This is a genomic window from Mesorhizobium sp. WSM4828, assembly GCF_055811175.1.
In genome coordinates this window covers 20,052-42,803 of sequence record NZ_JBVVQK010000003.1, presented here as the reverse complement: position 1 = coordinate 42,803, position 22,752 = coordinate 20,052, and the positions used below count along the sequence as shown (strand labels likewise).

Below are 22,752 nucleotides of genomic sequence, written 5' to 3'. Positions count from 1 at the left end.
CAGAATAAGAGGAGAGGGGCATGGAATTCATCACCACACGTGACGAGTTGAGGACGATCTACAAGACGCCTCGGCCGACCGACGGCTCGATCCGCAAGGAACTGAAGACATTGGACGGCCACTGCCGTTCCTTCATCGGCAAGAGCCCGTTCGTGCTGATCGGCTCGTCCGACGGCGCCGGCAATGCCGATGTGACGCCGAAGGGCGACAGGCCGGGCTTCGTAACGGTGCTCGACGAGAAGACCATCGCCATCCCCGACCGGCCGGGCAACAACCGGCTCGACACGCTGGAGAACATCCTTCTCAATCCCTCGATCGGGTTGCTCTTCCTCATTCCCGGCATGAACGAAACGCTGCGTGTCAATGGCGATGCCCGCATCACCATCGATGCGGCATTGCGTGAGCGGCTGGCGGTCGACGGCAAGGCACCGCAAAGCGTCGTCGTGGTGACGGTCAAAGCTGCCTACATGCATTGCGCCAAGGCCTTCATGCGCTCCGAACTATGGAAGCCGGAGAGCTGGTCCGACCGCGCCACGCTGCCCACGCTCGGCCAGATCCTGCGCGACCAGCTGGCGCTCGCCGAAGCGGCCGAGGCGACCGACCGCTGGTTGGACGAGGAATACAGGAAGACCATGTGGTAGTGTGCCCGGCAACGAATCGCCCAAGCCGGTCTCCATTCCTTTGCTCAATATCCTCGCCATCTCCGGCAGCCTGCGCGCCGCCTCGACCAATTCGGCCCTGGTCGCCGCACTCGCGCAAAACGCGCCGCCGGACTGTCACGTCTCCGTCTACGATGGGCTTGGTCGGCTGCCGATTTTCAACCCCGACGATGAAGGCGAGCGGACGCCGCCGCAAGCAGCGGCGCTGATCGACGCGGTCACCGCCGCTGACGGCCTCATCGTCTCCTGCCCGGAATATGCCCACGGTATGCCAGGCGGCCTGAAGAACGCGCTCGACTGGCTGGTGTCGCGCGATGCCGCCGTCGGCAAACCGGCCATCCTGGTCCACGCCTCGCCGCGCTCGCTGTTTGCCCGCGCCGCACTGGCCGAGGTCATGCGGACAATGTCTTTCGCACTCTATGAGGAGGCAGCACTCGAAATAGCGCTGCTCGGCAAGAGACCGCCGGAGGTGGAGGATATCCTGGCGGAACCGGAAAACCGGCTGGCGATGCGCAACGTCCTTTCGGCTTTTGCCGAATTCATCCGCTCGTGTTGAGTGAGCCCTTCCCTTCTCCCCTTGTGGGAGAAGGTGGCCTCGCGAAGCGAGGTCGGATGAGGGGTGCTCCAGCTTGGCAATTTGCTTGAAATCGCCGCCGCCTCATTCCTTCCAGCACCCCTCATGCGTCTCGGCGCTATCGCGCCGATCCACCTTCTCCCACAAGGGGAGAAGGTGGGCGCGCTACCCCTTCCTCCGCGTCTCGACATCGGTCTCGCCGACGAACCAGTCGCGTGCAGCGACTTCCTCGAAGACCACCCAGACATCATTGTTGGTCAGGCCGGTGACGCCGGTGATGGCCGCCGTCACCTGGGCGGCGATCGCGGCCTTTTTGCCGGCCGGGTCATCGGCAATCACCTCCTTGACCAGGCGGATATTCACGAATGGCATGGTTCCCTCCCTTGCATATGCTTGGCGGCCGCTCAAAATGTTTTGGCGCCGTTGACCATGAGCCGGACCATGTAAAGCGAGGTCGTGCCGGCGATGTAGAGGCAGTTCAGCTTGTTGCCGCCGAACACGCAATTGGCAACGACTTCCGGCACCTTGACCTTGCCGATCAGCGTCCCGTCGGGATCGTAGCAATGGATGCCGTCGGCGGCGCTGGTCCAGATGCGGCCGTCCGCATCCAGCCTGAAACCGTCGAACAGGCCGGCGGTGCAGTCGGCAAAGACCTTTTCGCCTGAGACCTTCTTGCCGCCCTGGCCGACATTGAACACCCGGATGTGCGCCGGGTTCTGCGCACCATGCGTGCGGCCGGTATCGGCGACATAGAGCTTGCTCTCGTCGAGCGAGAAGGCGAGCCCGTTGGGCCTGACCATGTCGGTGATCACCGCCTCGGTCTCGCCGGTGCCGGGATCGACCCGGTAGACATGGCAGGCGCCGATCGCGCTTTCGGCCTTGTCGCCCTCGTAATCGGTATCGATGCCGTAGCTCGGATCGGTGAACCAGATCGACCCGTCGGACTTGACCACGGCGTCATTGGGCGAGTTCAGCCGCTTGCCGCGCCATTTGTCGGCGATGGTGACAACCGACCCGTCATGCTCGGTGCGGCTGACGCGGCGGCCGGAATGTTCGCAAGTGACCAGCCGGCCTTGCCGGTCGACGGTGTTGCCGTTGGAATTGCCGGACGGCTGACGGAACACGCTGACGCTGCCGTCGGTCTCGTCGTAACGCAGCATGCGATTGTTCGGGATGTCGGACCAGACCACATAGCGCCCGGCCGCAAACCAGGCCGGTCCTTCCGCCCATCGGCAGCCGGTAAACAGCCTGTCGACCTGTGCATTGCCGTTGAATAGCCGCGAAAAGCGCGGATCGAGAACTTCGTAGAATTCGCTGGCCATGGTTCCTCCCGGTAGCAATCGCTTGGCAAGCCGCGATCAAGCCAGCCCACGATCGATATGGCAAGATCGATGATGCGTCAGAAGCGTTATGGAAGCGAATGCCGGCCCGGACGGCAGGGTCACATCCCGTTAACCGGCTATGCGCCCAGCGCAATGGTGCATTGCAACATCTTATTTTTGCAACGCACCATAACTATGTCATGCTCCGTATCGATCAAGGGAGGAACAACTGGCCGCGAAATGCGGCGCAAAAGGAAACTCGCTATGATCATCGACAGCCTCATGAGCCGCGCTCGCGCCAGCATCGCCAAGCGCCGGCATTACAACCGCCTCGTCGCCGAAATCGACAGCTTCAGCAGCCGCGACCTCGCCGACATGCGCGCCGACCGCAGCGAAATGCTCTATCAGGTTCACAAGCAGATCTACGGCTGAGGCGAACGCGATCGGCTCAGCCGATCCATTCGATCCAGCGGCCGTGGTAATCGCAATGGGCCAGACGGCGCGTCTCGCCGCCGGGCCATAGAGTGAGGCTGAGTACCGCCCAATTGTTTGTGGGATCGCGCGGCTCCATCCTCAGCCTTGCGATAGGCGCAGCGGCCGTGGCCTGTCTGCCCGCCTGCTCCAGCGTAGCGATGATGGCATCCTTGGTCGCCCGCGGCAGGTACTGCCACATGATCGAATGATAGAGCACGAAGGCGCTGCCCTGCTGCCGTACGGCCAGTGCCCTCTCGACAAACTCCGCTGCATCCGCTTTGACAAGCAGCGGCGGAAATTTCTCGGCAAGTGACAGCGCGGCGTCGAGCCGGGCCAGCCGCGCTGCCTGATCGGCCCAGACGTAAGACCGAAGCCGTAACTGCGCCGCTGCGTCGGCGACGTTCACCGGCGCGATGTCGCAGCCGGCGCGATGGCGGACGTTGATCGCTCCACCAAGCGGAACAGCGAGGCCGCGTACCTCCGGCGCCAACCGGACGGGGGAGGCCTGGTCGCCCCACTCGGCATCGCCATAGCGATAGTGAAAGCTGTCGAACAGGAGATTGAGCCCAGCGCTGGCGCCGATCTCACACAGATCCAGCGGCAAACCGGTTTCGCGCGCGACCGTCAGAAATCCTGGCAGCAGCATCGCCGACCGGGCGATCTCATTCGTCTGCGGGGCGCCGGCGAGGCCAGCGACGATCCGCTCGTCGGATCGCGTAATTGCTTCCGGCAGCACCGCCGCGATCTCATCTTCGCTTGTCTGGTTGGGCGGATAGATCAGTGCCAGTCGTTCATCGACACCGGTCAGGACCAACGCATGCAGCGCGCCGCAGAGCCGCAATGCGAGGGCGTCGGCGCGCGCGTCGCCTGGCCAGCCGAGCACCGCCTGCCCGGTCTTGGTGTTTGCGTCGAGAACCTTGGCCAGCGCACGGCATAAATTCGCGGTGAACGGCGAGCCAAGTCCATCGCAGCCTTTCGCCTGAGCCAGAAAATGATCGCGGATGTCTCGTTCGTCCATCGCGTTTTCCGGTCCTCAGCCCGGTGCCGTCAGCGCCTTCTCGATCTCCGGCAACAGCAGCGTCCGCGCCGAGTCCGGCGTCAGCGGCCCTACGTGCTTGTAGGCGATCTTGCCATCCTTGCCGATGACGAAGGTCTCCGGCACGCCGTAGACACCCCAGTCGATCGCCGTGCGTCCGGCCTGGTCGACGCCGATCGCCTGGAATGGATTGCCGAGATCGCCAAGGAACCGACGGGCGTTTTCCGGCTGGTCCTTGTAGTTCAGCGCCGCCATGACGAAGCGTCTGTCCTGCGACAGCGCCAGCAGCACCGGATGCTCTTCGCGGCACGGCGCGCACCAGGACGCGAAGACGTTGACCAGCGTCACCTTGCCGGCGAACTGTCTTGAATCGAGGCCCGGTAAATTGGTGCCCTCGAGCGCCGGCAGGTTGGTCTGCGGCGCCGGCAGGCCGATCAGCGCCGACGGCACTTCCGAAACGTCGCGCCCGGACAAAAGCTGAGCCAGGAACAATCCCGCCAGCCCGAGAAAGACCAGCAGCGGCAGCAGCACGATCAGGCGGCGGCGCGCCGGTGTTTGCGTTTCCGTGCTCATGATTTTGCTGCCTTATCGGAGCGCCGGCGCACGCCAGACGCCTCCAGCTCGGCGAGCTCTCGCTTGCGGCCGCGCTGGTCGAGCAGAATCCAGCCGATCAGCCCGCCCAGCACCACGGCCGTGATCGCATAGGCGGCGGTGACATAAAGCGCGTGTACGCTCATGCTTTTCGCTCCGCGGCGCTTTCCAACCGGTCCGTCTCGCCTTGTTCCGACATGTCTTCTCTTAACGCCGCGCCACCGGCTCCGCAATTGTTCGCCGCGCCGCAGGCATGTGCTGAAGCCAACACATCAGTCCGTTCCGTGCCGAAGCGCCAGCGCCGCTGCCACCGGCCCGAGCACCGCAAGAAAAAAGGTCAGTGCGGCGAGAATGAGGAAGGGCTGCAGAAAAGGATCGGGATCCGCCACCGCGCCATAGCTTGCCGATACGCCAAAGATCAGCACGGGAATGGTCAGCGGCAGCACCAGCACCGAGATCAGCAGCCCGCCGCGCGGCAGCGCCACTGCCACTGCTGCACCGGCAGCACCGATGAAGGTGATCGCCGGCGTGCCGACCAGAAGCGTCAGCGCCGTGGCGCCGATGCCGGCCGGCTCCATGTTCATGAACAGGCCGAGCAGGGGAGCGGCGATGACCAGCGGCAGCACGCTTCCCGTCCAATGCGCCAGGCATTTCGTCAGCACGGTCAAGGCCAGCATGTACCGGTGGTCGCCAAGCACCAGAAGATCGAGCGAGCCATCTTCGCGGTCGGCCTGGAACAGCCGGTCGAGGCCGAGCAGGCAGGCCAGCAAGGCTGATATCCAGAGAATCGCCGGCCCGATGCGGGCCAGCAGCTTCAGGTCGGGACCGACGCCGAAGGGAATGGTCGCGATGACGGCGAGAAAGAAAATCACGCCGGTAAGCGCCCCGCCGCCGGCGCGGATACTCAGGCGGATGTCGCGGAGGAAGAGGGACCACATTATGGTGCGGTCCCGATGGATGCGTGAAGGCCAAGCACCGTCGCGTAGAGCACCAACATCAAGCGGCCTCGCCCATCACGAGCTCCCTCGCCCCCTCGATCCCCAGCGGCAGATGCGTCGCCGCAACCACGATCCCCCCACTCTCGAGGTGCTTCCCCATCAGTTCGCCGAATCTCTCCTCCGAAGCCTTGTCCAGCCCTGCCGTTGGTTCGTCCAGCAGCCACAATGGCCGGTGGCTGACCAGCAGTTTTGCAATCGCCGCACGCCGGCGCTGGCCGGTCGAGAGATAGCCGAACGGCAGATGGCCGATGCCGCCCAGCCCGACGGTCTCCAGCGCCTCTTCAACACCCCTGGAACCTGCGCCCGAAAAATCGCGCCAGAAGCACAGGTTTTCCATAACGCTCAGCGCCGTCTTCATCGCGTTGAGGTGGCCGAGATAGTGACAGGCCGAGGCGGCCGACGGAAAGTCCTCGCCACCGCCTTCGAACCGCACCCGGCCTGCCGCCACCGGCAACAGCCCGGCGATGATCCTGAGCAGCGTCGATTTGCCGGCGCCGTTCGGTCCGGAAACGACCAGCGCCTGGCCAGCCCCCAGCGCGAATTCGATGCCGGAAAATACCGTCTCGCCGCCGCGTTCGCCGCCCAGATTTTCGGCGATCAGCCGCATCCGTTCCCCTTCGCCGAAAGTTCAGGTGCGGCTTCGGTGCGCCGCAGCAAAAATGGCAATTCCGTGTCTAGAACTATTCCAGAAAATTCTCTATATCCGCATCGTCCGTGCCAGCGGTCGGCACGGGAACCGAATTTGCGCCGAACCAGCGCGCGTGCCGCCTTGAACGGCCCGGACGCTTGGGAACGGATAGCGGAAATGGCCGTACCCGCACCTTTGCGCGTGACTTGCATGCCCACTGGCGTCCGTTCCCTCCCGGCAACCGACAGTTAGGGATCGCACGTGTCCAAATCACTCGACAGCTTCAATTGCCGCCGCACGCTGACCGCCGGCGGCACCGAGTACATCTACTATGACCTTGTCGAGGCCGAAAAGTACGGCCTCACCGGCATTGCCCAATTGCCCTATTCGATGAAGGTGCTGCTGGAGAACCTGCTGCGCAACGAGGACGGCCGTTCCGTCACCAAGGAGAGCATCCAGGCGGTCGCCGGCTGGCTGACCGACCGGGGCACTGCCGGCGTCGAGATCGCCTATCGCCCGGCTCGCGTGCTGATGCAGGATTTCACCGGCGTTCCGGCCGTGGTCGACCTTGCCGCCATGCGCGACGCCATGGCCTCGCTCGGCGGCGATCCGCAAAAGATCAATCCGCTGGTGCCTGTCGATCTGGTCATCGACCACTCGGTCATCGTCGATGAATTCGGCACGCCGCTGGCTTTCGCCCGCAATGTCGAGCTTGAGTACGAGCGCAACGAGGAACGCTACAAATTCCTGAAATGGGGCCAGCAGGCGTTCCGTAATTTCCGCGTCGTGCCGCCCGGCACCGGCATCTGCCATCAGGTCAATCTCGAATATCTCGGCCAGGTGGTGTGGACCAACAGCGAAGATGGCGAGACCACCGCCTATCCCGACACCTGCGTCGGCACCGATTCACATACCACGATGATCAACGGCCTCGGCGTTCTCGGCTGGGGCGTCGGCGGCATCGAGGCCGAGGCCGCGATGCTCGGCCAGCCGGTCTCCATGCTGTTGCCCGAAGTCATCGGCTTTCGCCTTACCGGCAGGCTGAGGGAAGGCGTAACCGCCACCGACCTGGTGCTCACCGTCACCCAGATGCTGCGCAAGAAGGGCGTCGTCGGCAAGTTCGTCGAATTCTTCGGGCCGGGCCTGTCCAACATGACGCTGGCCGACCGCGCCACCATCGGCAACATGGCCCCGGAATATGGCGCCACCTGCGGCTTCTTCCCGGTCGACAGCGAAACCATCCGCTATCTCACCATGTCCGGTCGCGACGAAAGCCGCATCGCCCTGGTCGAGGCTTATTCGAAGGCGCAAGGCTTGTGGCGCGATGCCGGCTCGGCCGATCCGGTCTTCACCGACCTGCTCGAGCTCGATCTCGGCAGTGTCGTGCCGTCGATGGCCGGCCCAAAGCGTCCGGAAGGCCGGGTCGCGCTTGAAGACATTCCGGCCGGCTTCGCCAAGGCCATGGAGACCGAATACAAGAAGGCCGCCGAAATCGACAAGCGCTATGCCGTCGAGGGCGCGGACTACGATCTTGGCCATGGCGATGTCGTCATAGCCGCAATCACCTCCTGCACCAACACCTCGAACCCGAGCGTGCTGATCGGCGCCGGGCTGTTGGCGCGTAACGCTAACCGGCTCGGCCTCAAGCAGAAGCCGTGGGTCAAGACCTCACTGGCGCCGGGCAGCCAGGTCGTCGCCGAATATCTCGAGAAATCCGGCCTGCAGAAGGAGCTCGACCAGATCGGCTTCAACCTGGTCGGCTTCGGCTGCACCACCTGCATCGGCAATTCCGGCCCGCTGCCGGCGCCGATCTCCAGGACCATCAACGATAAGGGCTTGATTGCTGCGGCAGTCTTGTCCGGCAACCGCAATTTCGAAGGCCGCGTCTCGCCCGACGTGCAGGCGAACTATCTCGCCTCGCCGCCGCTGGTCGTCGCTCACGCGTTGGCCGGGACCGTGACCAAGGATCTGACCACCGAGCCGCTCGGCGACGATCGCAACGGCAATCCGGTCTATCTCAAAGACATCTGGCCGAGTTCGGTCGAGATCCAGGAATTCATCGAGAAGAACGTCACGCGCGAATTGTTCGCCCGCAAATATGCCGACGTCTTCAAGGGCGACGAGTACTGGCAGAACGTCAAGGCGCCGGAAGGTCAGACCTATGCCTGGGACGACAATTCGACCTATGTGCAGAACCCACCCTATTTCGCCGGCATGAAGTCAGGCTTCGGCAAGATCGGCGATATCAAGGGCGCGCGTGTGCTCGGCCTGTTCGGCGACAAGATCACCACCGACCACATTTCGCCGGCCGGTTCGATCAAGGCGGCCTCGCCGGCCGGCAAGTATCTCACCGACCACGGCGTCGGCGTCGCCGATTTCAACCAGTACGGCACCCGCCGCGGCAACCACGAGGTGATGATGCGTGGCACCTTCGCCAATATCCGCATCCGCAACCATATGCTGGGCGAGAACGGCCGCGAGGGCGGCTACACCATCCATTACCCCTCGAAAGAAGAGGAATCGATCTACGACGCCGCGATGCGCTACAAGAAGGAAGGCGTGCCGCTGGTCATCTTCGCCGGCGTCGAATATGGCAACGGCTCGTCACGCGACTGGGCGGCCAAAGGTACGAATCTGCTCGGTGTCCGCGCGGTCATCGCCCAGTCCTTCGAGCGCATCCACCGTTCCAACCTTGTCGGCATGGGCGTGATCCCTTTCGTCTTCGAGGAAGGCACCTCATGGGCCTCGCTCAACCTCAAGGGCGACGAACTGGTCGAGATCGACGGACTGAGCAACATCAAGCCGCGGCAGAAGATGATCGCCAGGATCACCTATGGCGACGGCAGCGTCAAAGAAGTTCCGGTCATCTGCCGCATCGATACGCTGGACGAGCTCGACTACTTCAGGAATGGCGGCATCCTGCAATACGTGCTGCGCGATCTTGCGGCTTAAGGCAGTAGGGCAATAAGGAAGTAGGGCAGTAGGGGAAGCAAGGACAAGCCACCTACTGCCCTACTGCCCTACTGCCCTACTGCCCTACTGCCCTACTGCCCTACTCTTGGCTTTCCAAACCGCGCTGTCGCCGCCAGCAGCACGCCGAGCATCAGCCCGTTCAATATGTGCCACAGGAAATGCGTGCCGAGCGGAAAGCCGCCGCAGACCAGCGGATCGATCATCCTGCAGATGACCGACACGACGAAGATCGCCGAACCCGCCAGATTGTACCAGCCGGCGCGATTGCCGCTGGCCGCCACCCAGGCGCCGAAGAAGGCGAGCGCCAGAAACGGCGGCAGGTAGCCGGTCGTCCCGTTCGACGCCTGGCGCAGCCAGTCGGGCACGGCGAAGGTAAGCAACCCGGCAATGGCATAGAAGGCGACGAAGATGGCGATCGCCTTGCCCCATTTCATGCCGAGAAAACGTCGCAGGTTGAACAGCGTGTAGGCCAGCGTGAACCCTGCAATGGGCAGCACGTCGGCCAGGATCATTGCCCTTGTGGCAAAGGTGTGGAACAGCGACGAGCCGACGCCGATCGCCACCACCCACCAGGCCAGCACTTCGGCGAAGGTGCCGGTGCCGCGCTTGCGCACCTGCCAGACACCCCATAGCCCGGCGGCAAAGAAAGCCAGATTGCTCAGCGCATTGAGCGGTTCGGCCCAGAATTCCGGCCCCGTCCGTTCGCAATAGAGGTCGACCGGCGCCAGGAGAGATTGCCACATGCTGATTGCCGCCCGAATCGCTTCCATCGTGAAGTGCAAGTCCACCTATTGCGCCCTTGCCAGCGCTTGCAACGGCAAAATTTCACCGCAACGTGACTTCCCGTTGACTGCCGCTTCTGCCACATATTTCGACAACCAGAACAAAGCCGGCGTCACCGGCGGGATCGGAACGGCCATGCCATCTCGAAGACCATTGCGGCTTGCGGCCCTTGCGCTGGCCCTCTCGGCGTTTGCCGGCAGGGCCCTTGCCGAGCCAACCGACAAGCCATTAGGCGTCGTCGAGCTCTTCACCAGCCAGGGATGCAACTCCTGTCCGCCAGCCGACGAATTCTTCGCCGAGCTTGCCGCCAAGGAGGACATCGTCGCGCTCGCCTATCATGTCGATTATTGGGATTACCTCGGCTGGCAGGACACGCTGAGCCGCAAGGAAAATACCGAGCGGCAATACGAGTATATGCGCGCCTTCGGCAGTCGTTCCGTCTACACCCCGCAAGCCGTCATAAACGGCCGCAGCCATGTCAACGGCGCCAGCCGCAAGGAAGTCGACGGCGCGCTGGCCCGCATGGAGAGGGTCGGCGAAGGCATGCGGGTCGGCATCAAGGTCAGCCGGACCAGCGATCGCGTCATGATCGATGCCGGCGACGCCGTGGCCGGCCCCGCCGACGCGCATGTCGTCATCGTCTATTTCAACCCGCCACAGACGATAAAGATCGGCAAGGGTGAAAACAGCGGCCGCAGCATGACCTACTGGAACGCCGTCTCCAGCATCCAGACCGCCGGCATGTGGCACGGCAAGGCGCAGCGCTACGAACTGCCAATGAGCGAGATCGCCAAGAAGGGCGGCTGCGCCGTGCTGCTGCAGTCGGTCGGCAAGGACGGCATGCCCGGTCCGATCCTGGGTGCAGCCTTTATCCGCAAGCCTTAGATAGAGCGCTCTCCCTTCTCCCTTTGTGGGAGAAGGTGTCGCCGAAGGCGACGGATGAGGGGTGTTCGAGGGAACGCCAACGCCTCACTCCGTCCAACACCCCTCAACCGTCTCGGCGCTTCGCGCCGATCCACCTTCTCCCACAACAAGGGGAGAAGGGATAACCGCCCTCAAGCCTCCGACGACAGCCTATCTGGATGGATCGCACCGCCGCGGCGGCCGGCCAATAAAAAACCGGCGTCAGCTTGCTTCTGACGCCGGTCATTTAGGTTTTGGGATCGTCGCACCCGATCTTTCCAAGGAAAAACCGAGGTTGGTTCGATCCGACGCAGACCCGTGGGCGGGGGGCTTGGGGTTTACGAGCCGGTGCCGGACCGAACCGTCTCAGGCAACACCGGTAAATTCGTCGGACATTGGGGCATGAGCACGGATAAAAAAAGGCAGGATTGTGGCGAAGCATCACCAATTCCAACAGGCGTTTCGCAAACGTGACTGGACGCTGGAGAAACCGCGCGGTGCTGGCCTTGCCCGGCCGGGCCTTGCAATTCGGCAACGAAAGCGCCAACTTTGGTCGGCGTACGATTCATTGCGAGGATCCAGGCATGACTGATCGCAGCAGCGGGACGGAGGATGGGGACGCATCCGCAATATTGATCCCGCTGCATGAGGCAAGACGCGAACGCCTCGACCAGCCTGTGCGGTTCGACCGCCGCGAACTGGACCAGATCCTCAGGCTTTACGGCCGTATGGTTGCCGCCAATGAGTGGCGCGACTATGCCATCGACCATCTCGCCGACCGCGCCGTTTTTTCCGTGTTCCGCCGCACCAGCGAAGTGCCGCTTTTCCAGATCGTCAAGGATCCGAAGCTGGCGCGCCGGCAAGGCGCGTTCGCCGTCATCGCCGCCGGCGGGCGCATCCTCAAGCGCGGCCAGGAGCTCGGCCGGGTGCTTGGCGTGTTCGACCGAACGCTGAAGCTGGTCGAGGCGTAACCCTTTATTTTTGCTGGCGGAACTTCCGCTCGGGCAGCGATTGCGGATCGGGCGGGATCGACGCCCCGCCATTGATCGGCAGCTGCATGAACACCGTGTCGAGCCAACGCCCGTGCTTGTAGCCGGAGCCTTCGAGGCGGCCGGAATGACGGAAGCCGAGCTTCTCGTGCAACCGTACCGATGCGCTGTCGGGCCTGCCGTCGCCGATCACCGCGATGATCTGGCGAAAGCCCGCCGCCTTGGCCGCCTCGATCAGCCCTTGCATCAGGAGCAGCCCGACGCCTTGCCCTTTGGCCGCGGGCGCGACATAGACGGAATCCTCAACGACGAAGCGGTAGGCCGGGCGTGGCCGGAACGCTCCGGCATAGGCATAGCCGAGCACGCCGCCGGCCTTTTCCGCAACGAGATAGGGAAAGCCGCCCGCCATCAGGTTGTCGAATCGCGCGCCCATCTCGGCGCGGCTTGGTGGCTCGAGTTCATAGCTCGCCGTGCCATTCGTCACCGCGTCGGCATAGATTTCCGTGATCCGGTCGAGATCGGCCGACGTCGCGGCCCGTAACGTGATGCTGCTCATATTTTATGCAAGTCGTTCATCTGCCTTATATCAAAGCAAAAGCCGGCACAAAAGAAAAGGGCGGCTGTTGGGCCGCCCTTTCCAAACTCGCTGGTCCAGTCAGACCATGATCCCGAAAAGTCGAAACCGGTTCTCGGAAAAGACCATGGTCGGCAAAGAACGCCGTATTAGCGACGGTCGCCCATGAACTGCAGCAGGAACATGAACAGGTTGATGAAATCGAGATAGAGCCTCAATGCGCCCATAATCGCCTTGCGGCCGGCGACATCAGTCTCGTCGCCCTCGAAGTACATCTCCTTGATGTTCTGCGTGTCGTAAGCGGTGAGGCCTGCGAAGATCAGCACGCCGATCGCCGAAACGGCGAAGGAAAGCGCCGACGACTGCAGGAAGATGTTGATCACCATCGCGATGATCAGGCCGACCAGGCCCATGACCAGGAACGAACCGAACGCGGAAAGGTCGCGCTTGGTCGTGTAGCCGTAGAGCGACAGCCCGCCAAAGGCGGCGGCGGTGGCGAAGAAGGTCTGCGAGATACTGGCGGTGGTGTAGACCAGGAAGATCGACGACAGCGACAGGCCGACGAGGCCGGCGTAGACCCAGAACGTCGTCTGCGCGGCCGAAACGGTCATCGACTGGACGCGGAACGATAGGAACATCACCGCTGCCAGCGGGGCAAAGATCACCAGCCATTTCAGCGGCGAGCCGAAGATCGCGTAGCCGAACGAGGTCAGCATCTCGCCGCTTGGCAACGTCGCGACCGCCGAGGCGGGATCGCTGGTGGTGGCCAGCATGATTGTGCCGACCGCGGCAAGGCCGGTGATGAGGAGGCCAAGCCCCATCAGATTGTAGACCTTGATCATGTAGGCGCGCAGGCCCTGGTCGATGGCAGCATCGACGCCGGCGCCGGGCACGGCGCGCGTCTGATAATTGCGAACGGGATCAGCCATGGAAATCCTCATATTGCTTCTGCCCCGTCCGGTGTCAGGTCCTTTTGAACCCAGGCGCCGCTGGCGGGGCTCCAGCATGCCTGCGCCGAAATATGATGGTTCTTGGCGTAAAGGACAAGACCGTAACCAAGCGTAATGCTCCGTGAAGTGCCGGAGATACGGTTTTATTGGCCTTCCCGCCCGTCACATTAACGAGATTTAATCAAAACCGGCTCTGGTTCAAAGATTCCGCAGCACCGGCGCCGCCTTATGGCCCAGCACCCGCCACGTGCCGGCAAGGCCGATACCGACCGTGACCACCAGTGAAAAGCCGATGGTCGCCACCGCCACCTCGGGCATGAAGTGGGATGGCAGCGTCATGATGCGCGTGACGACGAACCACGCCGCCACACCGCCCGCTGCCAGCGCGAACATCGCAGTGGCAAGGCCGATCAGCATGTATTCCAGTGAAAACGCTGCGATCAGAGTTTTCCTGGTCGCACCCAGGGTCTTCAGCACCACCGCGTCGTGGATGCGGGCCCGGTTGCTCGCGGCGAGCGCCCCGGCCAGCACCAGCACCGAGGCGATCAACGCCACGCCCGCTGCTGCCCTGATTGCTGTACCGAGCTGCGCCACCAGCCGGTTGACGATTTCGAGCGCGTCCTTGACCCTGACCGTCGTCACCGCTGGAAAAGCCCGCGTGACGGCATTGAGAAGATGCGCATCGTCGGCCGCCGATGCATTCGTCTCGGTCAGCGTCGCCAACCAGCCATGCGGCGCCCCGGCGAATGTGTTGGGCGAGAACACCATGACGAAATTGATGCCGATGGTTTCCCATTCGACCTGGCGGAAATTGGCGATCTTGGCCGTGATGTTGCGGCCGAGCACGTTGACGGTGATGGTGTCGCCGAGCTTCAACCCGATCTCTTTGCCTTCCTCGGCGGAAAACGAGACCAGCGGCGCGCCGGAATAATTCTCCGGCCACCAACTGCCCTCGGTCAGCGTCGCATTTTCCGGCAGCTTTGCGTCATAGGTCAGGCCACGGTCGCCGCGCAGCACCCAGGCGCCTTCGGCCGGAACCTTGACCTTGTCGACATCGACGCCGTTGAGCGCCATCACCCGGCCGCGCAGCATCGGCACCTTGATCAGCGTGCCCTGCGGCGCCTCTTTGCCGACCAGCGCGGAGAAGGCATCGACGTCGCCGCTCTGGATATCGACGAAGAAGAAGTTCGGTGCCCTTTCCGGCAGGCTGCCGGAGATCTGCCGCCTCAGATTGCCGTCGATCAGCGCCAAGGTGACCAGGAGCGTCAGCCCGAGGCCAAGCGACAGCACCACGGACGGCGTCAAGGCGCCAGGCCGATGGATGTTGCCGATGGCGAGCCTGAGCGCGGTCGAGCGCACGCGCGGGCTTTTCTTCGCCGCCCACTGCACCAGCGTGCCGACGACACGCAGCACCAGGAACGAAAAGATCGTGGCGCCGACGAAGATCGAGGCAATACGGCGGTCGCCGGAAAACAGGATCGCCAGCACCGCGAGCAGCAACGCGATGGCCATTGCCGCGGCGATATAGAGCGGGCGGGGAAAACCGCGGCCCTCGAAACCCATTTCGCGAAACAGCGCCGTTGCCGGCACGTCGCGGGCACGGCCGAGCGGCAGCAAGGCGAAAGCCAGCGTCACCAGCAGTCCGAACAGCGCCGCCATGCCGAGCGCGCCGGGGTAGAACCCGCCTTCCGCCGGTACCGGAATGACCGACTGCAGTGCCGCGCTGGCCGCGAACGGCATCAGCGCGCCAAGCACAAGGCCCAGCGTGATGCCGAGGGCGGCGATCATCAGGATCTGCACCAGGTAGACGGCAAAGACGAACCCTCCCGAAGCCCCCAGGCTCTTGAAGGTGGCGATGACGCCGCGCTTGCCGTCGAGATAGGCCCGCACCGCATTGGCCACGCCGACGCCGCCGACCACCAGCGCCGTCAGCCCAACCAGCGTAAGGAATTGCGAAAACCGCTCGATATTCGACGACAGCGCCGGCGCTGCGTTGCTGCGCGTGCGGATCGACCAGCCGGCCTGCGGGAACTGGTTTGCCGCCTGCTCCTGGATCGCCTTGATCTGTGCCTCAGTGGTGCCGCCTGGCAGGCGGACCTTATAGGCGTTCTCGACCAGGCTGCCCGGCTGGATCAGGCCGGAAGCGGCAAGCCCGTCGGTCGACATCATCAGCCGCGGCGCAAAACCGAAGCCATCCGACACCGCATCCGGCTCGTTGACCAGCCTGGCGCGCAGCTCGAATGTCGCGCTGCCGACCTTCAGCCGGTCACCGATGCCAAGGTTCAGCCGCTCGAACAAGAGATCCGGGGCGGCGGCGCCGAAGACGCCGGATTTTTCGCCGAACAGATCCTCTCGCGACAGCACCGGCTCGGTCTCCAGCGCGCCATAGAGCGGATAGGCGCCGTCGACCGCCTTGGCCTCGACCAGCGCCTGGTCGGAGCCGTCCTCGAGCCTCGCCATCGAGCGCATGTTGGCACTGTGCGAAACCGTGCCAAGCCGGTCGAGGAAGCTGCGTTCGGCTCTGGTAAGATCGCGCTGGTTGAGCTGGAAGCGGAGATCGCCGCCGAGCAGCGTCTGGCCCTGGTCGGCAACACCGGCGGAAATCGCTTGCGCCACCGAATTGACGCCGCCGATTGCCGCGACGCCGAGCGCGATGCAGGCAAGGAAGATCAGGAAGCCGGACAGCCCGCCACGCATTTCTCGCAGCGAAAACCGAAAGGCGAGCCTCAGCGTTTGCGACAGCGGCATCAGGCGGTCACCTTGCCGGCCCTGGTGGCCGGCTCAGGCGCGTCCTCGATCAGCCCCGACCGCATCGACACCTGGCGCGAGCAGCGCGCCGCGAGTACCGGGTCATGTGTGACCAGCACCAGCGTCATGCCGCGTTCGGCCGCCTTGGCAAACAGCAGGTCGGCGACGTGCCGCCCCGTCGCCTGGTCGAGATTGCCGGTCGGCTCATCGGCGATCAGGATGCGCGGCGACGGCGCCAGCGCCCGGGCGATCGCCACGCGCTGCTGCTCGCCGCCAGACAATTCGCCGGGGTAATGGGTGACGCGATCGCTGAGACCGACCGCCGCCAGCTCGCGCGCCGCCACGCCGAACGGATCGGCATGGCCGGCAAGCTCCAGCGGGACGGCGACGTTTTCCAGCGCCGTCATATTCGGGATGAGGTGGAAAGACTGGAACACGATACCGATGTTTCGTCCCCGAAACGATGCGATCTGGTCTTCGCTTTTGCCGTTGAGCAGCTCGCCGGCGACTCGTACCGTGCCCGAATCGACCCTTTCAAGCCCAGCCAAAACCATCAGCAATGTCGACTTTCCCGAACCTGAAGGCCCAACGATGCCGGTCGCTTCGCCGCCCGCCACATCGAGGCTGACGCCCTTCAGCACATGAACCGAGGAGGCACCTTCGCCGAGCGTCAGCGATACGTCTTTCAGCGAAATGACGGCTTCTTCCAAAATCAAATCGTCCTATATGGGGGATGAAGGCTAGAGCATCCGATGCTCGAAAAAGACGAAAACCTGCCTTCGCCAACAGATGTTCCTCGTCATATGGGGCCTACCGCATGGCTTTCAAACACACCTTTGCCGCAGCCTTCGCCCTTTTCCTCGCCATTTGCGGCGCCATTTCGTCGGCGCGCGCCGAACCCTTCGTCATTGTCGGTTTCGGCGACAGCTTGATGGCGGGTTATGGCCTCGGGCCAGGTCAGGGCTTCACCGAAAAGCTGCAGGCGGCGCTTCGCGCCAAGGGCTACGATGTCACGGTCGCCAATGCCGGCGTCTCCGGCGATACGACGAGCGGCGGCCTGTCACGGCTCGACTGGTCGGTGCCGGACGGCACGCAATTGGTCATCCTGGAGCTCGGCGCCAACGACATGCTGCGCGGCGTTTCGCCCGCAATAGCGGAAAAAAACTTGGACGCCATGTTGGCAAAACTGAAGCAGCGCAAGATCGCGGTGTTCCTTGCCGGCATGCGCGCGGCGCCCAATCTCGGCGCCGACTACCAGAAGGCGTTCGACGCAATCTTTCCGCGATTGGCTGAAAAATACGGCGTGCCGCTCTATCCTTTCTTTCTCGAGGGCGTTGCCGGCCAATCCGTCCTGCAACTCGAGGACGGCCTTCATCCAAGTGCCCGAGGCGTCGACCGCATCGTCGAGGGTATCCTGCCCAGTGTGGAGAAGGCCATTGCAACGGTGCGGGGTAATTCCTGAAGGCGAGGGTTCGCCGCCGCACCACATTCCGCAGGGGAAGCTTTTAGGCAGCCCTGCGACCAACAAACCGCTTGCCCCGTTCGAATATCGATGATTCGCTAGGGGCAAGAGTTCGATTCGAGGACAGGAGGCTTCCCATGCCGCGTCTTTTTACCGCCCTCGAAATACCGCGTGATGCCGCTCTTTCGCTGTCCCTGCTCAGGGGCGGCCTGCCCGGAGCCCGCTGGATCGACGTCGAAAACTATCATCTGACGCTGCGCTTCATCGGCGATGTCGAGGGCCATGTCGCCGACGAAATCGCCAACGCGCTCGACCGTGTTCACCGCGCCTCCTTCCCGCTGACGCTGTCCGGCGTCGGCGCCTTCGGCCAGAAGAAGCCGCATGCGGTGTGGGCCGGGGTCGCCGCTTCGCCCGATCTTTCCGCATTGCAGGCCGAGATCGAGCGCATCTGCCAGCGGCTCGGCATCCCGGCCGACCCGCGCAAGTTCATGCCGCATGTGACGCTGGCCCGCCTGCGCAATTCGAGCCCGCTCGATGTCGCCCAGTATCTGTCGGCGCGCGGCAATTTTTCGACGCTGCCGTTCCGGGTCGGCCGCTTCGTGCTGATGTCGTCGCGCGACTCGGTCGGCGGCGGGCCTTACGTCGTCGAGGAGGCCTGGCCGCTTTCAGGTGCCGACAACCGCGTCGTCAGCCGTTTGGTCGGCGCCGCCGACGCTTCGCGGATTATGCGGTAGACGGACATGGCCAGGGAGAAACTAGCAAAAGAAGCGATCAGCGCCGAACTTGCCGGCCTCGGCGGCTGGTCGCTGGCCAAGGATGGCGGCTCGATCACCCGCAGCTTCACCTTCAAGAATTTCTCCGAAGCCTTTGCCTTCATGACCCGCGTCGCCCTGGCGGCGGAGAAGATGGACCACCACCCCGACTGGTCGAACGTCTACAAGACGGTAAACGTGACCCTCAACACGCACGACGCCGGCGGCCTGACGGCACTGGATTTCGAGCTGGCCAGGAAGATGAACCGCTATTTCGGCGGCTGAGCCTATCTGCACCTTGCAGCGAGGTTCGGCTTTCACCACATTTTGCCTTGCGGTCACGCGTGAAGTCACGCGACGGCCGCAAGGAGAGGTTGATGGCGCAAAAATCCGGTTTTGATTTCTTCGGCCTCGGCAGCAAGCCGGGCAATGAGAGCGAAGTACGCGAAAAGTTCTGGCGTACGGCGAAGAAGGCTGCCCGGCAGATCCCGTTCATGGAAGAGGTGGTCGCCGCCTATTACTGCGCCATGGACAAGAAGACGCCGCTGCGCACCAAAGGCACATTGCTGGCTGCGCTCGGCTATTTCGTGCTGCCGACGGACGTCATCCCCGATTTCATCCTTGGGCTAGGCTTCACCGACGACATCGCCGTGCTGACCGCCGCTATTGCCGCCGTCAGCGCCCACATCACGCCGGCGCACCGGCTCGCCGCCAGGCAGGCCATCGCCGACAAGAGCTGAGCCGGTGCGGCGCAAAAAATCGCGCGAGAACCGACTTTCCGGCCGTCAAACCCACCGCCGCACCCGCGCCTTGTAGGCGCGATAGGCATCTCCGAACTTCCGCTCGAGGTAGCGCTCTTCCGGCGCGATGACGCCGGTATTGATCACCCACAGCAGGGGGATGACGAGCGCGATAGCCCAAAGACTTCCGGCCGCGACGCCGAGGCCCAGATAGATGAGGGTCGTTCCCAGATAGAATGGGTTTCTGGTCCGCCGATAGATCCCGTCGACGACCAGCGAGGTCGTTGGCAAGGTCGGTGGTATGTTGGTTCCAGCGGCCTGAAAGCGGCCCGCCGCCATAAAGATGAGCACGAAGCCGCACACCGCGAGCACGGCGCCGGCCAGATAGCGGGCGAGCGCCTGCCCGGCCATGACCGGGAGCGGCACGAGCACCTCGAGCACGGTTGCCGCCACCAGGAAGCCGAGGAAGATCAAAGGCGGCAGCGCAATGACCCCCGCCACGTCGGGCGCGCCCGACGTGCCCGCCACCTCTCCGCCATCCGACCGGGGCACCGCGCCGCTGGCCGCCGCGCGGACGGCGACACGAATGCCGAACACGATCGCCAGGACGACTGTGCCGCCCGCCAGGATCAGCCCTGTCTCGGAAATGGCCATGGCCAAATCTCCCGTAAGCCGCCAGGGAGGGGCACCCTGGCCGAGTGCCGTGGCGGCGAACGCAGACATGGTAGCGCCTGCAGGGAAATTCGTCACGTAGCTCAGAAAAGCGAGAACCGCTGCAGGACCTAGCTGCTTGAAAAGTCAAACTCTTGCCGTTTTCGTGGCCTCCAAGTCGCGGCAGGGACATTGCGCCAGCCGCTTTTTTCGAGCGGCAGCGCGAAGACGGCGGCGGTTTCCTGGCGTGAACATCCTTTTCTCAGGGGAAATTCACCCTTTGGTAACCCAGATTAAATCAAAATGAAGCGACGGGCAGGACGCCGGGCCGGCCTGCCGCCGCACCAGTGGAATACGGGAAAAGCGATGCGCGGATTGATTGCTATAGTTTCCAGCCTGGCCCTGGTGGCCTTGACGGCGCCCGCGCTGGCGCAGTCGGCAACCAAGATCGGCCAGCATAATGCCTGGGGTACCTACAGTTATCAGGCGTCGGGCGGCGGCAAGGTCTGCTATGTCCTGACGGTGCCAACCGACAAGCAGCCGCCGACGCTCGATCACGGCGACATGTTCTTCTTCGTCAGCCAGCGGCCGGGGCAGCAAGTGTCCTACGAGCCGCAATTCATCGCCGGCTACACCTTCCAGGAAGGTTCCAAGGCCACCGTTACCATCGACAAGAAGTCTTTTTCGATGTTCACGCGCGGCAAGTCGGCCTGGGTCGAGAACGCCGCCGAGGAGCCGGTGCTGATCGCCGCGATGAAGACCGGCACCGACATGAAGGTGTCGGCCAAGTCCGGCCGCGGCAACACCACCACCTACGTCTTCTCGCTGAAGGGCATCTCGGCGGCGCTGGCCTCGATCGCCAAGTGCAAGTAGGCTAGAGCCGGAAGACCGACCTTTTAGGCGTTGACGCCTCCCCTCATTGCCCTGCCGGGCACTTCTCCCGGCATAGTGACGGGGAGAAGGAGCGTCGCATAGAAGTTTTCGCCGATTGCCGGCGTTGCAGGAATGGCGCTGACGTCGCCGCCGGATGAGGGGCAGCGCCGAGGTCGCCAATAGTCCAACGCAAAATTGAACGCCAGCCTTTTCTGAAGCCCTGCCCTTGCTTGCGCACCCGGCATGACTCCGCCGCTAACCTGTGCTATGCGCCGCGCTTCATTTCGGGCACGATGCTGTATTCGGCCGCAAATCGCTTATATTGGCGCAACAATGACCCTTTCATTCGATCTTACCGCCGAAGGCGCGCGTGACGCGTTGCGCACCCGCACGGCGCCTGAAAAGCCCTCGCTGATCGGCTTGACGCGCGCCGAACTTGGGGCTGCCCTTGTCGCTGCCGGCATCGTGCCGGAGCGCCAGGCGAAAATGCGCGCCCAGCAGCTCTGGCATTGGATCTATGTGCGCGGCGTTTCCGATTTTGCCGGCATGTTCAACATTTCCAAGGATCTGCGCGCCGCGCTCGACAGGCATTTCACCGTTGCCAGGCCCGAGATCGTCGAGGAGCAGATTTCCTCCGACGGCACGCGCAAATGGCTGTTCCGCTTTCCGCCGCGCGGCGCCGGCCGGCCGGTCGAGATCGAGACCGTCTACATTCCCGAAGAAGGCCGCGGCACCCTCTGCATCTCGTCGCAGGTCGGCTGCACCCTGACCTGCTCCTTCTGCCACACCGGCACGCAGAAGCTGGTGCGCAACCTGACCGCCGAGGAAATCCTCGCCCAGCTTTTGACCGCCCGCGATCGGCTCGGCGATTTCCCCGACCGCGATACGCCGGACGGCGCCATCGTGCCGGCCGAGGGCCGGAAAGTGTCCAACGTCGTCATGATGGGCATGGGCGAGCCGCTCTACAATTTCGAGGCGGTGAAGAAGGCGCTGCTGATCGCATCCGACGGCGACGGGCTTTCCCTGTCGAAGAGGCGCATCACGCTCTCGACATCGGGCGTCGTGCCCGAGATCTTCCGCACCGGCGAGGAGATCGGCGTCATGCTGGCGATCTCGCTGCACGCCACCAACGACGATCTGCGCGACCTTTTGGTGCCGATCAACAGGAAATATCCGCTGAACGAGCTGATCGCTGCCTGCCATGCCTATCCCGGCCTGTCCAACGCCAAGCGGATCACCTTCGAATATGTGATGCTGAAGGACGTCAATGATTCCATCGAGGACGCTAAGGCGCTGGTCAAGCTGCTCAAGGGCATTCCGGCCAAGATCAATCTGATCCCGTTCAATCCGTGGCCAGGCACCAACTACCAGTGCTCGGACTGGGAAACGATCGAGAAATTCGCCGACTACATCAACAATGCCGGCTATGCCTCGCCGATCCGCACGCCGCGCGGCCGCGACATCCTCGCCGCCTGCGGCCAGCTCAAGTCGGACTCCGAGCGCATGCGCAAGGTCGACCGGCTGGCGCTGGAAGCGATGATGATCGCGGGGCACGGCGAGGCGTGACCCGCCTCGTCGCCTATCTCATCCGCTTCGCCGTCATCCTTGTCGGCTATGGCGTTGCTTCGCTGGCGGCAAGCGCCTTCCTTAACATCGTGTTCCTGGCATCGCTTGGGCTGATGACGGACGAGACGCAACCGGCGGCGCAGGCGTCGCTGTGGTTTTCAATTCCCTTCGTCGCGCTGTTCGTCGCCTATTTCGCCTTCATGCCGGCCGCCATCGCCATCCTGGTCTCCGAGATCCTTGGCCGGCGTGACTGGCTGTTCTATGCGCTGGCGGGTGCTGTGGTCTCGGCGGTCTTCCTTGGCTTCGTTCACCAGACGGCCGATGCCAATTTCGAGGTTACCAATACCAGCGTCATGCTGGCGGTGATCGGCTGCGGCATGATCGGCGGAATTTTCTACTGGCTGAGCGCCGGGCGCTCGGCCGGAAGCTGGCGTCAGATTGGACCATGATCCCGAACCGAAGGTCAGCGCAGCAAAAAGTGGAGGACGGTTTTTCGGAAAAGATCA

Annotated in this window: 26 protein-coding genes; 13 read left to right on the top strand and 13 right to left on the bottom strand. The window is 63.5% G+C overall.

Going from position 1 to position 22,752, the window contains the following annotated elements:
- The first annotated feature begins 20 nt into the window (after nt 1-20).
- A complete protein-coding gene (locus AC0L2X_RS04925; protein ID WP_473553737.1) occupies nt 21-641 on the top strand; it encodes a pyridoxamine 5'-phosphate oxidase family protein in 621 nt (206 codons plus the stop codon).
- A 40-nt stretch (nt 642-681) separates the two neighbouring features.
- Nucleotides 682-1,215, top strand: a complete 534-nt coding sequence (locus AC0L2X_RS04920) for an NADPH-dependent FMN reductase (RefSeq protein ID WP_473554182.1) — start codon at nt 682-684, stop codon at nt 1,213-1,215.
- Nucleotides 1,216-1,398: 183 nt separating this feature from the next.
- Here the strand turns inward: AC0L2X_RS04920 and AC0L2X_RS04915 are convergent, their stop codons facing one another.
- The gene (locus AC0L2X_RS04915) at nt 1,399-1,605 is read right to left on the bottom strand and encodes a tautomerase family protein (protein WP_473553738.1); all 207 of its coding nucleotides are present in this window, start codon (nt 1,603-1,605) and stop codon (nt 1,399-1,401) included.
- Between the two features lie 32 nt (nt 1,606-1,637).
- Nucleotides 1,638-2,555 carry an SMP-30/gluconolactonase/LRE family protein gene (locus tag AC0L2X_RS04910; protein WP_473553740.1) on the bottom strand — a complete coding sequence of 306 codons (918 nt, stop codon included), beginning with the start codon at nt 2,553-2,555 and terminating at the stop codon, nt 1,638-1,640.
- 264 nt (nt 2,556-2,819) lie between these two features.
- Here AC0L2X_RS04910 and AC0L2X_RS04905 point away from each other — a divergent pair, with 264 nt between their 5' ends.
- Complete coding sequence (locus tag AC0L2X_RS04905; RefSeq protein WP_023721879.1) at nt 2,820-2,987, top strand: hypothetical protein; 168 nt, start codon at nt 2,820-2,822, stop codon at nt 2,985-2,987.
- Nucleotides 2,988-3,003: 16 nt separating this feature from the next.
- Here AC0L2X_RS04905 and AC0L2X_RS04900 read toward each other — a convergent pair whose 3' ends face one another.
- The 5 genes from AC0L2X_RS04900 to ccmA all read right to left on the bottom strand — a co-directional run bounded on the left by AC0L2X_RS04900 (nt 3,004) and on the right by ccmA (nt 6,261).
- The gene (locus AC0L2X_RS04900; protein WP_473599307.1) at nt 3,004-4,047 is read right to left on the bottom strand and encodes a DUF2332 domain-containing protein; all 1,044 of its coding nucleotides are present in this window, start codon (nt 4,045-4,047) and stop codon (nt 3,004-3,006) included.
- 15 nt (nt 4,048-4,062) lie between these two features.
- Complete coding sequence (locus tag AC0L2X_RS04895; protein WP_352567344.1) at nt 4,063-4,638, bottom strand: DsbE family thiol:disulfide interchange protein; 576 nt, start codon at nt 4,636-4,638, stop codon at nt 4,063-4,065.
- Nucleotides 4,635-4,802, bottom strand: a complete 168-nt coding sequence (gene ccmD, locus AC0L2X_RS04890; protein ID WP_352567342.1) for a heme exporter protein CcmD — start codon at nt 4,800-4,802, stop codon at nt 4,635-4,637. The genes AC0L2X_RS04895 and ccmD overlap by 4 nt, the downstream gene beginning before the upstream one ends.
- Nucleotides 4,803-4,928: 126 nt before the next feature.
- A complete protein-coding gene (gene ccmB, locus AC0L2X_RS04885) occupies nt 4,929-5,594 on the bottom strand; it encodes a heme exporter protein CcmB (protein ID WP_473553744.1) in 666 nt (221 codons plus the stop codon).
- A 58-nt stretch (nt 5,595-5,652) separates the two neighbouring features.
- The gene (ccmA, locus tag AC0L2X_RS04880) at nt 5,653-6,261 is read right to left on the bottom strand and encodes a heme ABC exporter ATP-binding protein CcmA (protein ID WP_473599306.1); all 609 of its coding nucleotides are present in this window, start codon (nt 6,259-6,261) and stop codon (nt 5,653-5,655) included.
- A 282-nt stretch (nt 6,262-6,543) separates the two neighbouring features.
- Between ccmA and acnA the strand changes: the two genes are divergently transcribed.
- Nucleotides 6,544-9,234 carry an aconitate hydratase AcnA gene (acnA, locus tag AC0L2X_RS04875; protein WP_473553748.1) on the top strand — a complete coding sequence of 897 codons (2,691 nt, stop codon included), beginning with the start codon at nt 6,544-6,546 and terminating at the stop codon, nt 9,232-9,234.
- Nucleotides 9,235-9,326: 92 nt separating this feature from the next.
- On the opposite strand, the gene AC0L2X_RS04870 is transcribed toward acnA, so the two are convergent.
- Nucleotides 9,327-9,998, bottom strand: a complete 672-nt coding sequence (locus tag AC0L2X_RS04870) for a ceramidase domain-containing protein (RefSeq protein ID WP_473553750.1) — start codon at nt 9,996-9,998, stop codon at nt 9,327-9,329.
- A gap of 175 nt (nt 9,999-10,173) precedes the next feature.
- On the opposite strand from AC0L2X_RS04870, the gene AC0L2X_RS04865 reads away from it, so the two are divergent.
- Both AC0L2X_RS04865 and AC0L2X_RS04860 read left to right on the top strand, forming a co-directional pair.
- Complete coding sequence (locus tag AC0L2X_RS04865; protein WP_352491652.1) at nt 10,174-10,923, top strand: DUF1223 domain-containing protein; 750 nt, start codon at nt 10,174-10,176, stop codon at nt 10,921-10,923.
- 602 nt (nt 10,924-11,525) lie between these two features.
- Nucleotides 11,526-11,912, top strand: coding sequence for a DUF2794 domain-containing protein (locus AC0L2X_RS04860; protein WP_031212724.1), 387 nt, complete (start codon nt 11,526-11,528; stop codon nt 11,910-11,912).
- Nucleotides 11,913-11,916: 4 nt separating this feature from the next.
- Here the strand turns inward: AC0L2X_RS04860 and AC0L2X_RS04855 are convergent, their stop codons facing one another.
- From AC0L2X_RS04855 to AC0L2X_RS04840, 4 genes are all read right to left on the bottom strand, one after another.
- On the bottom strand, nt 11,917-12,486 hold the full coding sequence (locus AC0L2X_RS04855) for a GNAT family N-acetyltransferase (RefSeq protein WP_352491653.1): 570 nt from the start codon (nt 12,484-12,486) through the stop codon (nt 11,917-11,919).
- 167 nt (nt 12,487-12,653) lie between these two features.
- On the bottom strand, nt 12,654-13,433 hold the full coding sequence (locus AC0L2X_RS04850) for a Bax inhibitor-1/YccA family protein (protein WP_352491654.1): 780 nt from the start codon (nt 13,431-13,433) through the stop codon (nt 12,654-12,656).
- Nucleotides 13,434-13,652: 219 nt separating this feature from the next.
- Entirely contained in the window at nt 13,653-16,202 is a 2,550-nt protein-coding gene (locus tag AC0L2X_RS04845) for an ABC transporter permease (RefSeq protein WP_473553752.1), read from the bottom strand.
- Nucleotides 16,202-16,912, bottom strand: a complete 711-nt coding sequence (locus AC0L2X_RS04840) for an ABC transporter ATP-binding protein (RefSeq protein WP_473553753.1) — start codon at nt 16,910-16,912, stop codon at nt 16,202-16,204. The genes AC0L2X_RS04845 and AC0L2X_RS04840 overlap by 1 nt, the downstream gene beginning before the upstream one ends.
- A gap of 107 nt (nt 16,913-17,019) precedes the next feature.
- Between AC0L2X_RS04840 and AC0L2X_RS04835 the strand changes: the two genes are divergently transcribed.
- The 4 genes from AC0L2X_RS04835 (at nt 17,020) to AC0L2X_RS04820 (ending at nt 19,156) form a co-directional block, all read left to right on the top strand.
- On the top strand, nt 17,020-17,664 hold the full coding sequence (locus AC0L2X_RS04835; protein ID WP_473553755.1) for an arylesterase: 645 nt from the start codon (nt 17,020-17,022) through the stop codon (nt 17,662-17,664).
- 137 nt (nt 17,665-17,801) lie between these two features.
- Nucleotides 17,802-18,398: an RNA 2',3'-cyclic phosphodiesterase gene (gene thpR / locus AC0L2X_RS04830; protein ID WP_352491658.1), complete on the top strand. Its 597-nt coding sequence runs from the start codon at nt 17,802-17,804 to the stop codon at nt 18,396-18,398.
- Nucleotides 18,399-18,404: 6 nt separating this feature from the next.
- Nucleotides 18,405-18,701, top strand: a complete 297-nt coding sequence (locus AC0L2X_RS04825) for a 4a-hydroxytetrahydrobiopterin dehydratase (RefSeq protein WP_473553757.1) — start codon at nt 18,405-18,407, stop codon at nt 18,699-18,701.
- 92 nt (nt 18,702-18,793) lie between these two features.
- Complete coding sequence (locus AC0L2X_RS04820) at nt 18,794-19,156, top strand: YkvA family protein (protein ID WP_352491660.1); 363 nt, start codon at nt 18,794-18,796, stop codon at nt 19,154-19,156.
- A gap of 45 nt (nt 19,157-19,201) precedes the next feature.
- Here the strand turns inward: AC0L2X_RS04820 and AC0L2X_RS04815 are convergent, their stop codons facing one another.
- The gene (locus AC0L2X_RS04815; RefSeq protein WP_473599305.1) at nt 19,202-19,810 is read right to left on the bottom strand and encodes a methyltransferase family protein; all 609 of its coding nucleotides are present in this window, start codon (nt 19,808-19,810) and stop codon (nt 19,202-19,204) included.
- Between the two features lie 363 nt (nt 19,811-20,173).
- Here AC0L2X_RS04815 and AC0L2X_RS04810 point away from each other — a divergent pair, with 363 nt between their 5' ends.
- The 3 genes from AC0L2X_RS04810 (at nt 20,174) to AC0L2X_RS04800 (ending at nt 22,695) form a co-directional block, all read left to right on the top strand.
- Entirely contained in the window at nt 20,174-20,680 is a 507-nt protein-coding gene (locus tag AC0L2X_RS04810) for an invasion associated locus B family protein (protein ID WP_023721899.1), read from the top strand.
- Nucleotides 20,681-21,013: 333 nt separating this feature from the next.
- Nucleotides 21,014-22,246, top strand: a complete 1,233-nt coding sequence (gene rlmN / locus AC0L2X_RS04805) for a dual-specificity RNA methyltransferase RlmN (RefSeq protein WP_473599303.1) — start codon at nt 21,014-21,016, stop codon at nt 22,244-22,246.
- Complete coding sequence (locus AC0L2X_RS04800) at nt 22,243-22,695, top strand: hypothetical protein (RefSeq protein ID WP_473599302.1); 453 nt, start codon at nt 22,243-22,245, stop codon at nt 22,693-22,695. The genes rlmN and AC0L2X_RS04800 overlap by 4 nt, the downstream gene beginning before the upstream one ends.
- Nucleotides 22,696-22,752: the final 57 nt, after the last annotated feature.

Excerpts from the sequence above, each read along its gene's own strand:
- AC0L2X_RS04925 (WP_473553737.1), top strand. The coding sequence starts at position 21 with ATGGAATTCATCACCACACGTGACGAGTTGAGGACGATCTACAAGACG.
- AC0L2X_RS04915 (WP_473553738.1), bottom strand. The coding sequence starts at position 1,605 with ATGCCATTCGTGAATATCCGCCTGGTCAAGGAGGTGATTGCCGATGAC.
- AC0L2X_RS04910 (WP_473553740.1), bottom strand. The coding sequence starts at position 2,555 with ATGGCCAGCGAATTCTACGAAGTTCTCGATCCGCGCTTTTCGCGGCTA.
- AC0L2X_RS04905 (WP_023721879.1), top strand. The coding sequence starts at position 2,820 with ATGATCATCGACAGCCTCATGAGCCGCGCTCGCGCCAGCATCGCCAAG.
- AC0L2X_RS04900 (WP_473599307.1), bottom strand. The coding sequence starts at position 4,047 with ATGGACGAACGAGACATCCGCGATCATTTTCTGGCTCAGGCGAAAGGC.
- AC0L2X_RS04895 (WP_352567344.1), bottom strand. The coding sequence starts at position 4,638 with ATGAGCACGGAAACGCAAACACCGGCGCGCCGCCGCCTGATCGTGCTG.
- ccmD (WP_352567342.1), bottom strand. The coding sequence starts at position 4,802 with ATGAGCGTACACGCGCTTTATGTCACCGCCGCCTATGCGATCACGGCC.
- ccmB (WP_473553744.1), bottom strand. The coding sequence starts at position 5,594 with ATGTGGTCCCTCTTCCTCCGCGACATCCGCCTGAGTATCCGCGCCGGC.
- ccmA (WP_473599306.1), bottom strand. The coding sequence starts at position 6,261 with ATGCGGCTGATCGCCGAAAATCTGGGCGGCGAACGCGGCGGCGAGACG.
- AC0L2X_RS04870 (WP_473553750.1), bottom strand. The coding sequence starts at position 9,998 with ATGTGGCAATCTCTCCTGGCGCCGGTCGACCTCTATTGCGAACGGACG.
- AC0L2X_RS04865 (WP_352491652.1), top strand. The coding sequence starts at position 10,174 with ATGCCATCTCGAAGACCATTGCGGCTTGCGGCCCTTGCGCTGGCCCTC.
- AC0L2X_RS04860 (WP_031212724.1), top strand. The coding sequence starts at position 11,526 with ATGACTGATCGCAGCAGCGGGACGGAGGATGGGGACGCATCCGCAATA.
- AC0L2X_RS04855 (WP_352491653.1), bottom strand. The coding sequence starts at position 12,486 with ATGAGCAGCATCACGTTACGGGCCGCGACGTCGGCCGATCTCGACCGG.
- AC0L2X_RS04850 (WP_352491654.1), bottom strand. The coding sequence starts at position 13,433 with ATGGCTGATCCCGTTCGCAATTATCAGACGCGCGCCGTGCCCGGCGCC.
- AC0L2X_RS04845 (WP_473553752.1), bottom strand. The coding sequence starts at position 16,202 with ATGCCGCTGTCGCAAACGCTGAGGCTCGCCTTTCGGTTTTCGCTGCGA.
- AC0L2X_RS04835 (WP_473553755.1), top strand. The coding sequence starts at position 17,020 with ATGGCTTTCAAACACACCTTTGCCGCAGCCTTCGCCCTTTTCCTCGCC.
- thpR (WP_352491658.1), top strand. The coding sequence starts at position 17,802 with ATGCCGCGTCTTTTTACCGCCCTCGAAATACCGCGTGATGCCGCTCTT.
- AC0L2X_RS04825 (WP_473553757.1), top strand. The coding sequence starts at position 18,405 with ATGGCCAGGGAGAAACTAGCAAAAGAAGCGATCAGCGCCGAACTTGCC.
- AC0L2X_RS04820 (WP_352491660.1), top strand. The coding sequence starts at position 18,794 with ATGGCGCAAAAATCCGGTTTTGATTTCTTCGGCCTCGGCAGCAAGCCG.
- AC0L2X_RS04815 (WP_473599305.1), bottom strand. The coding sequence starts at position 19,810 with ATGGCCATTTCCGAGACAGGGCTGATCCTGGCGGGCGGCACAGTCGTC.
- AC0L2X_RS04810 (WP_023721899.1), top strand. The coding sequence starts at position 20,174 with ATGCGCGGATTGATTGCTATAGTTTCCAGCCTGGCCCTGGTGGCCTTG.
- rlmN (WP_473599303.1), top strand. The coding sequence starts at position 21,014 with ATGACCCTTTCATTCGATCTTACCGCCGAAGGCGCGCGTGACGCGTTG.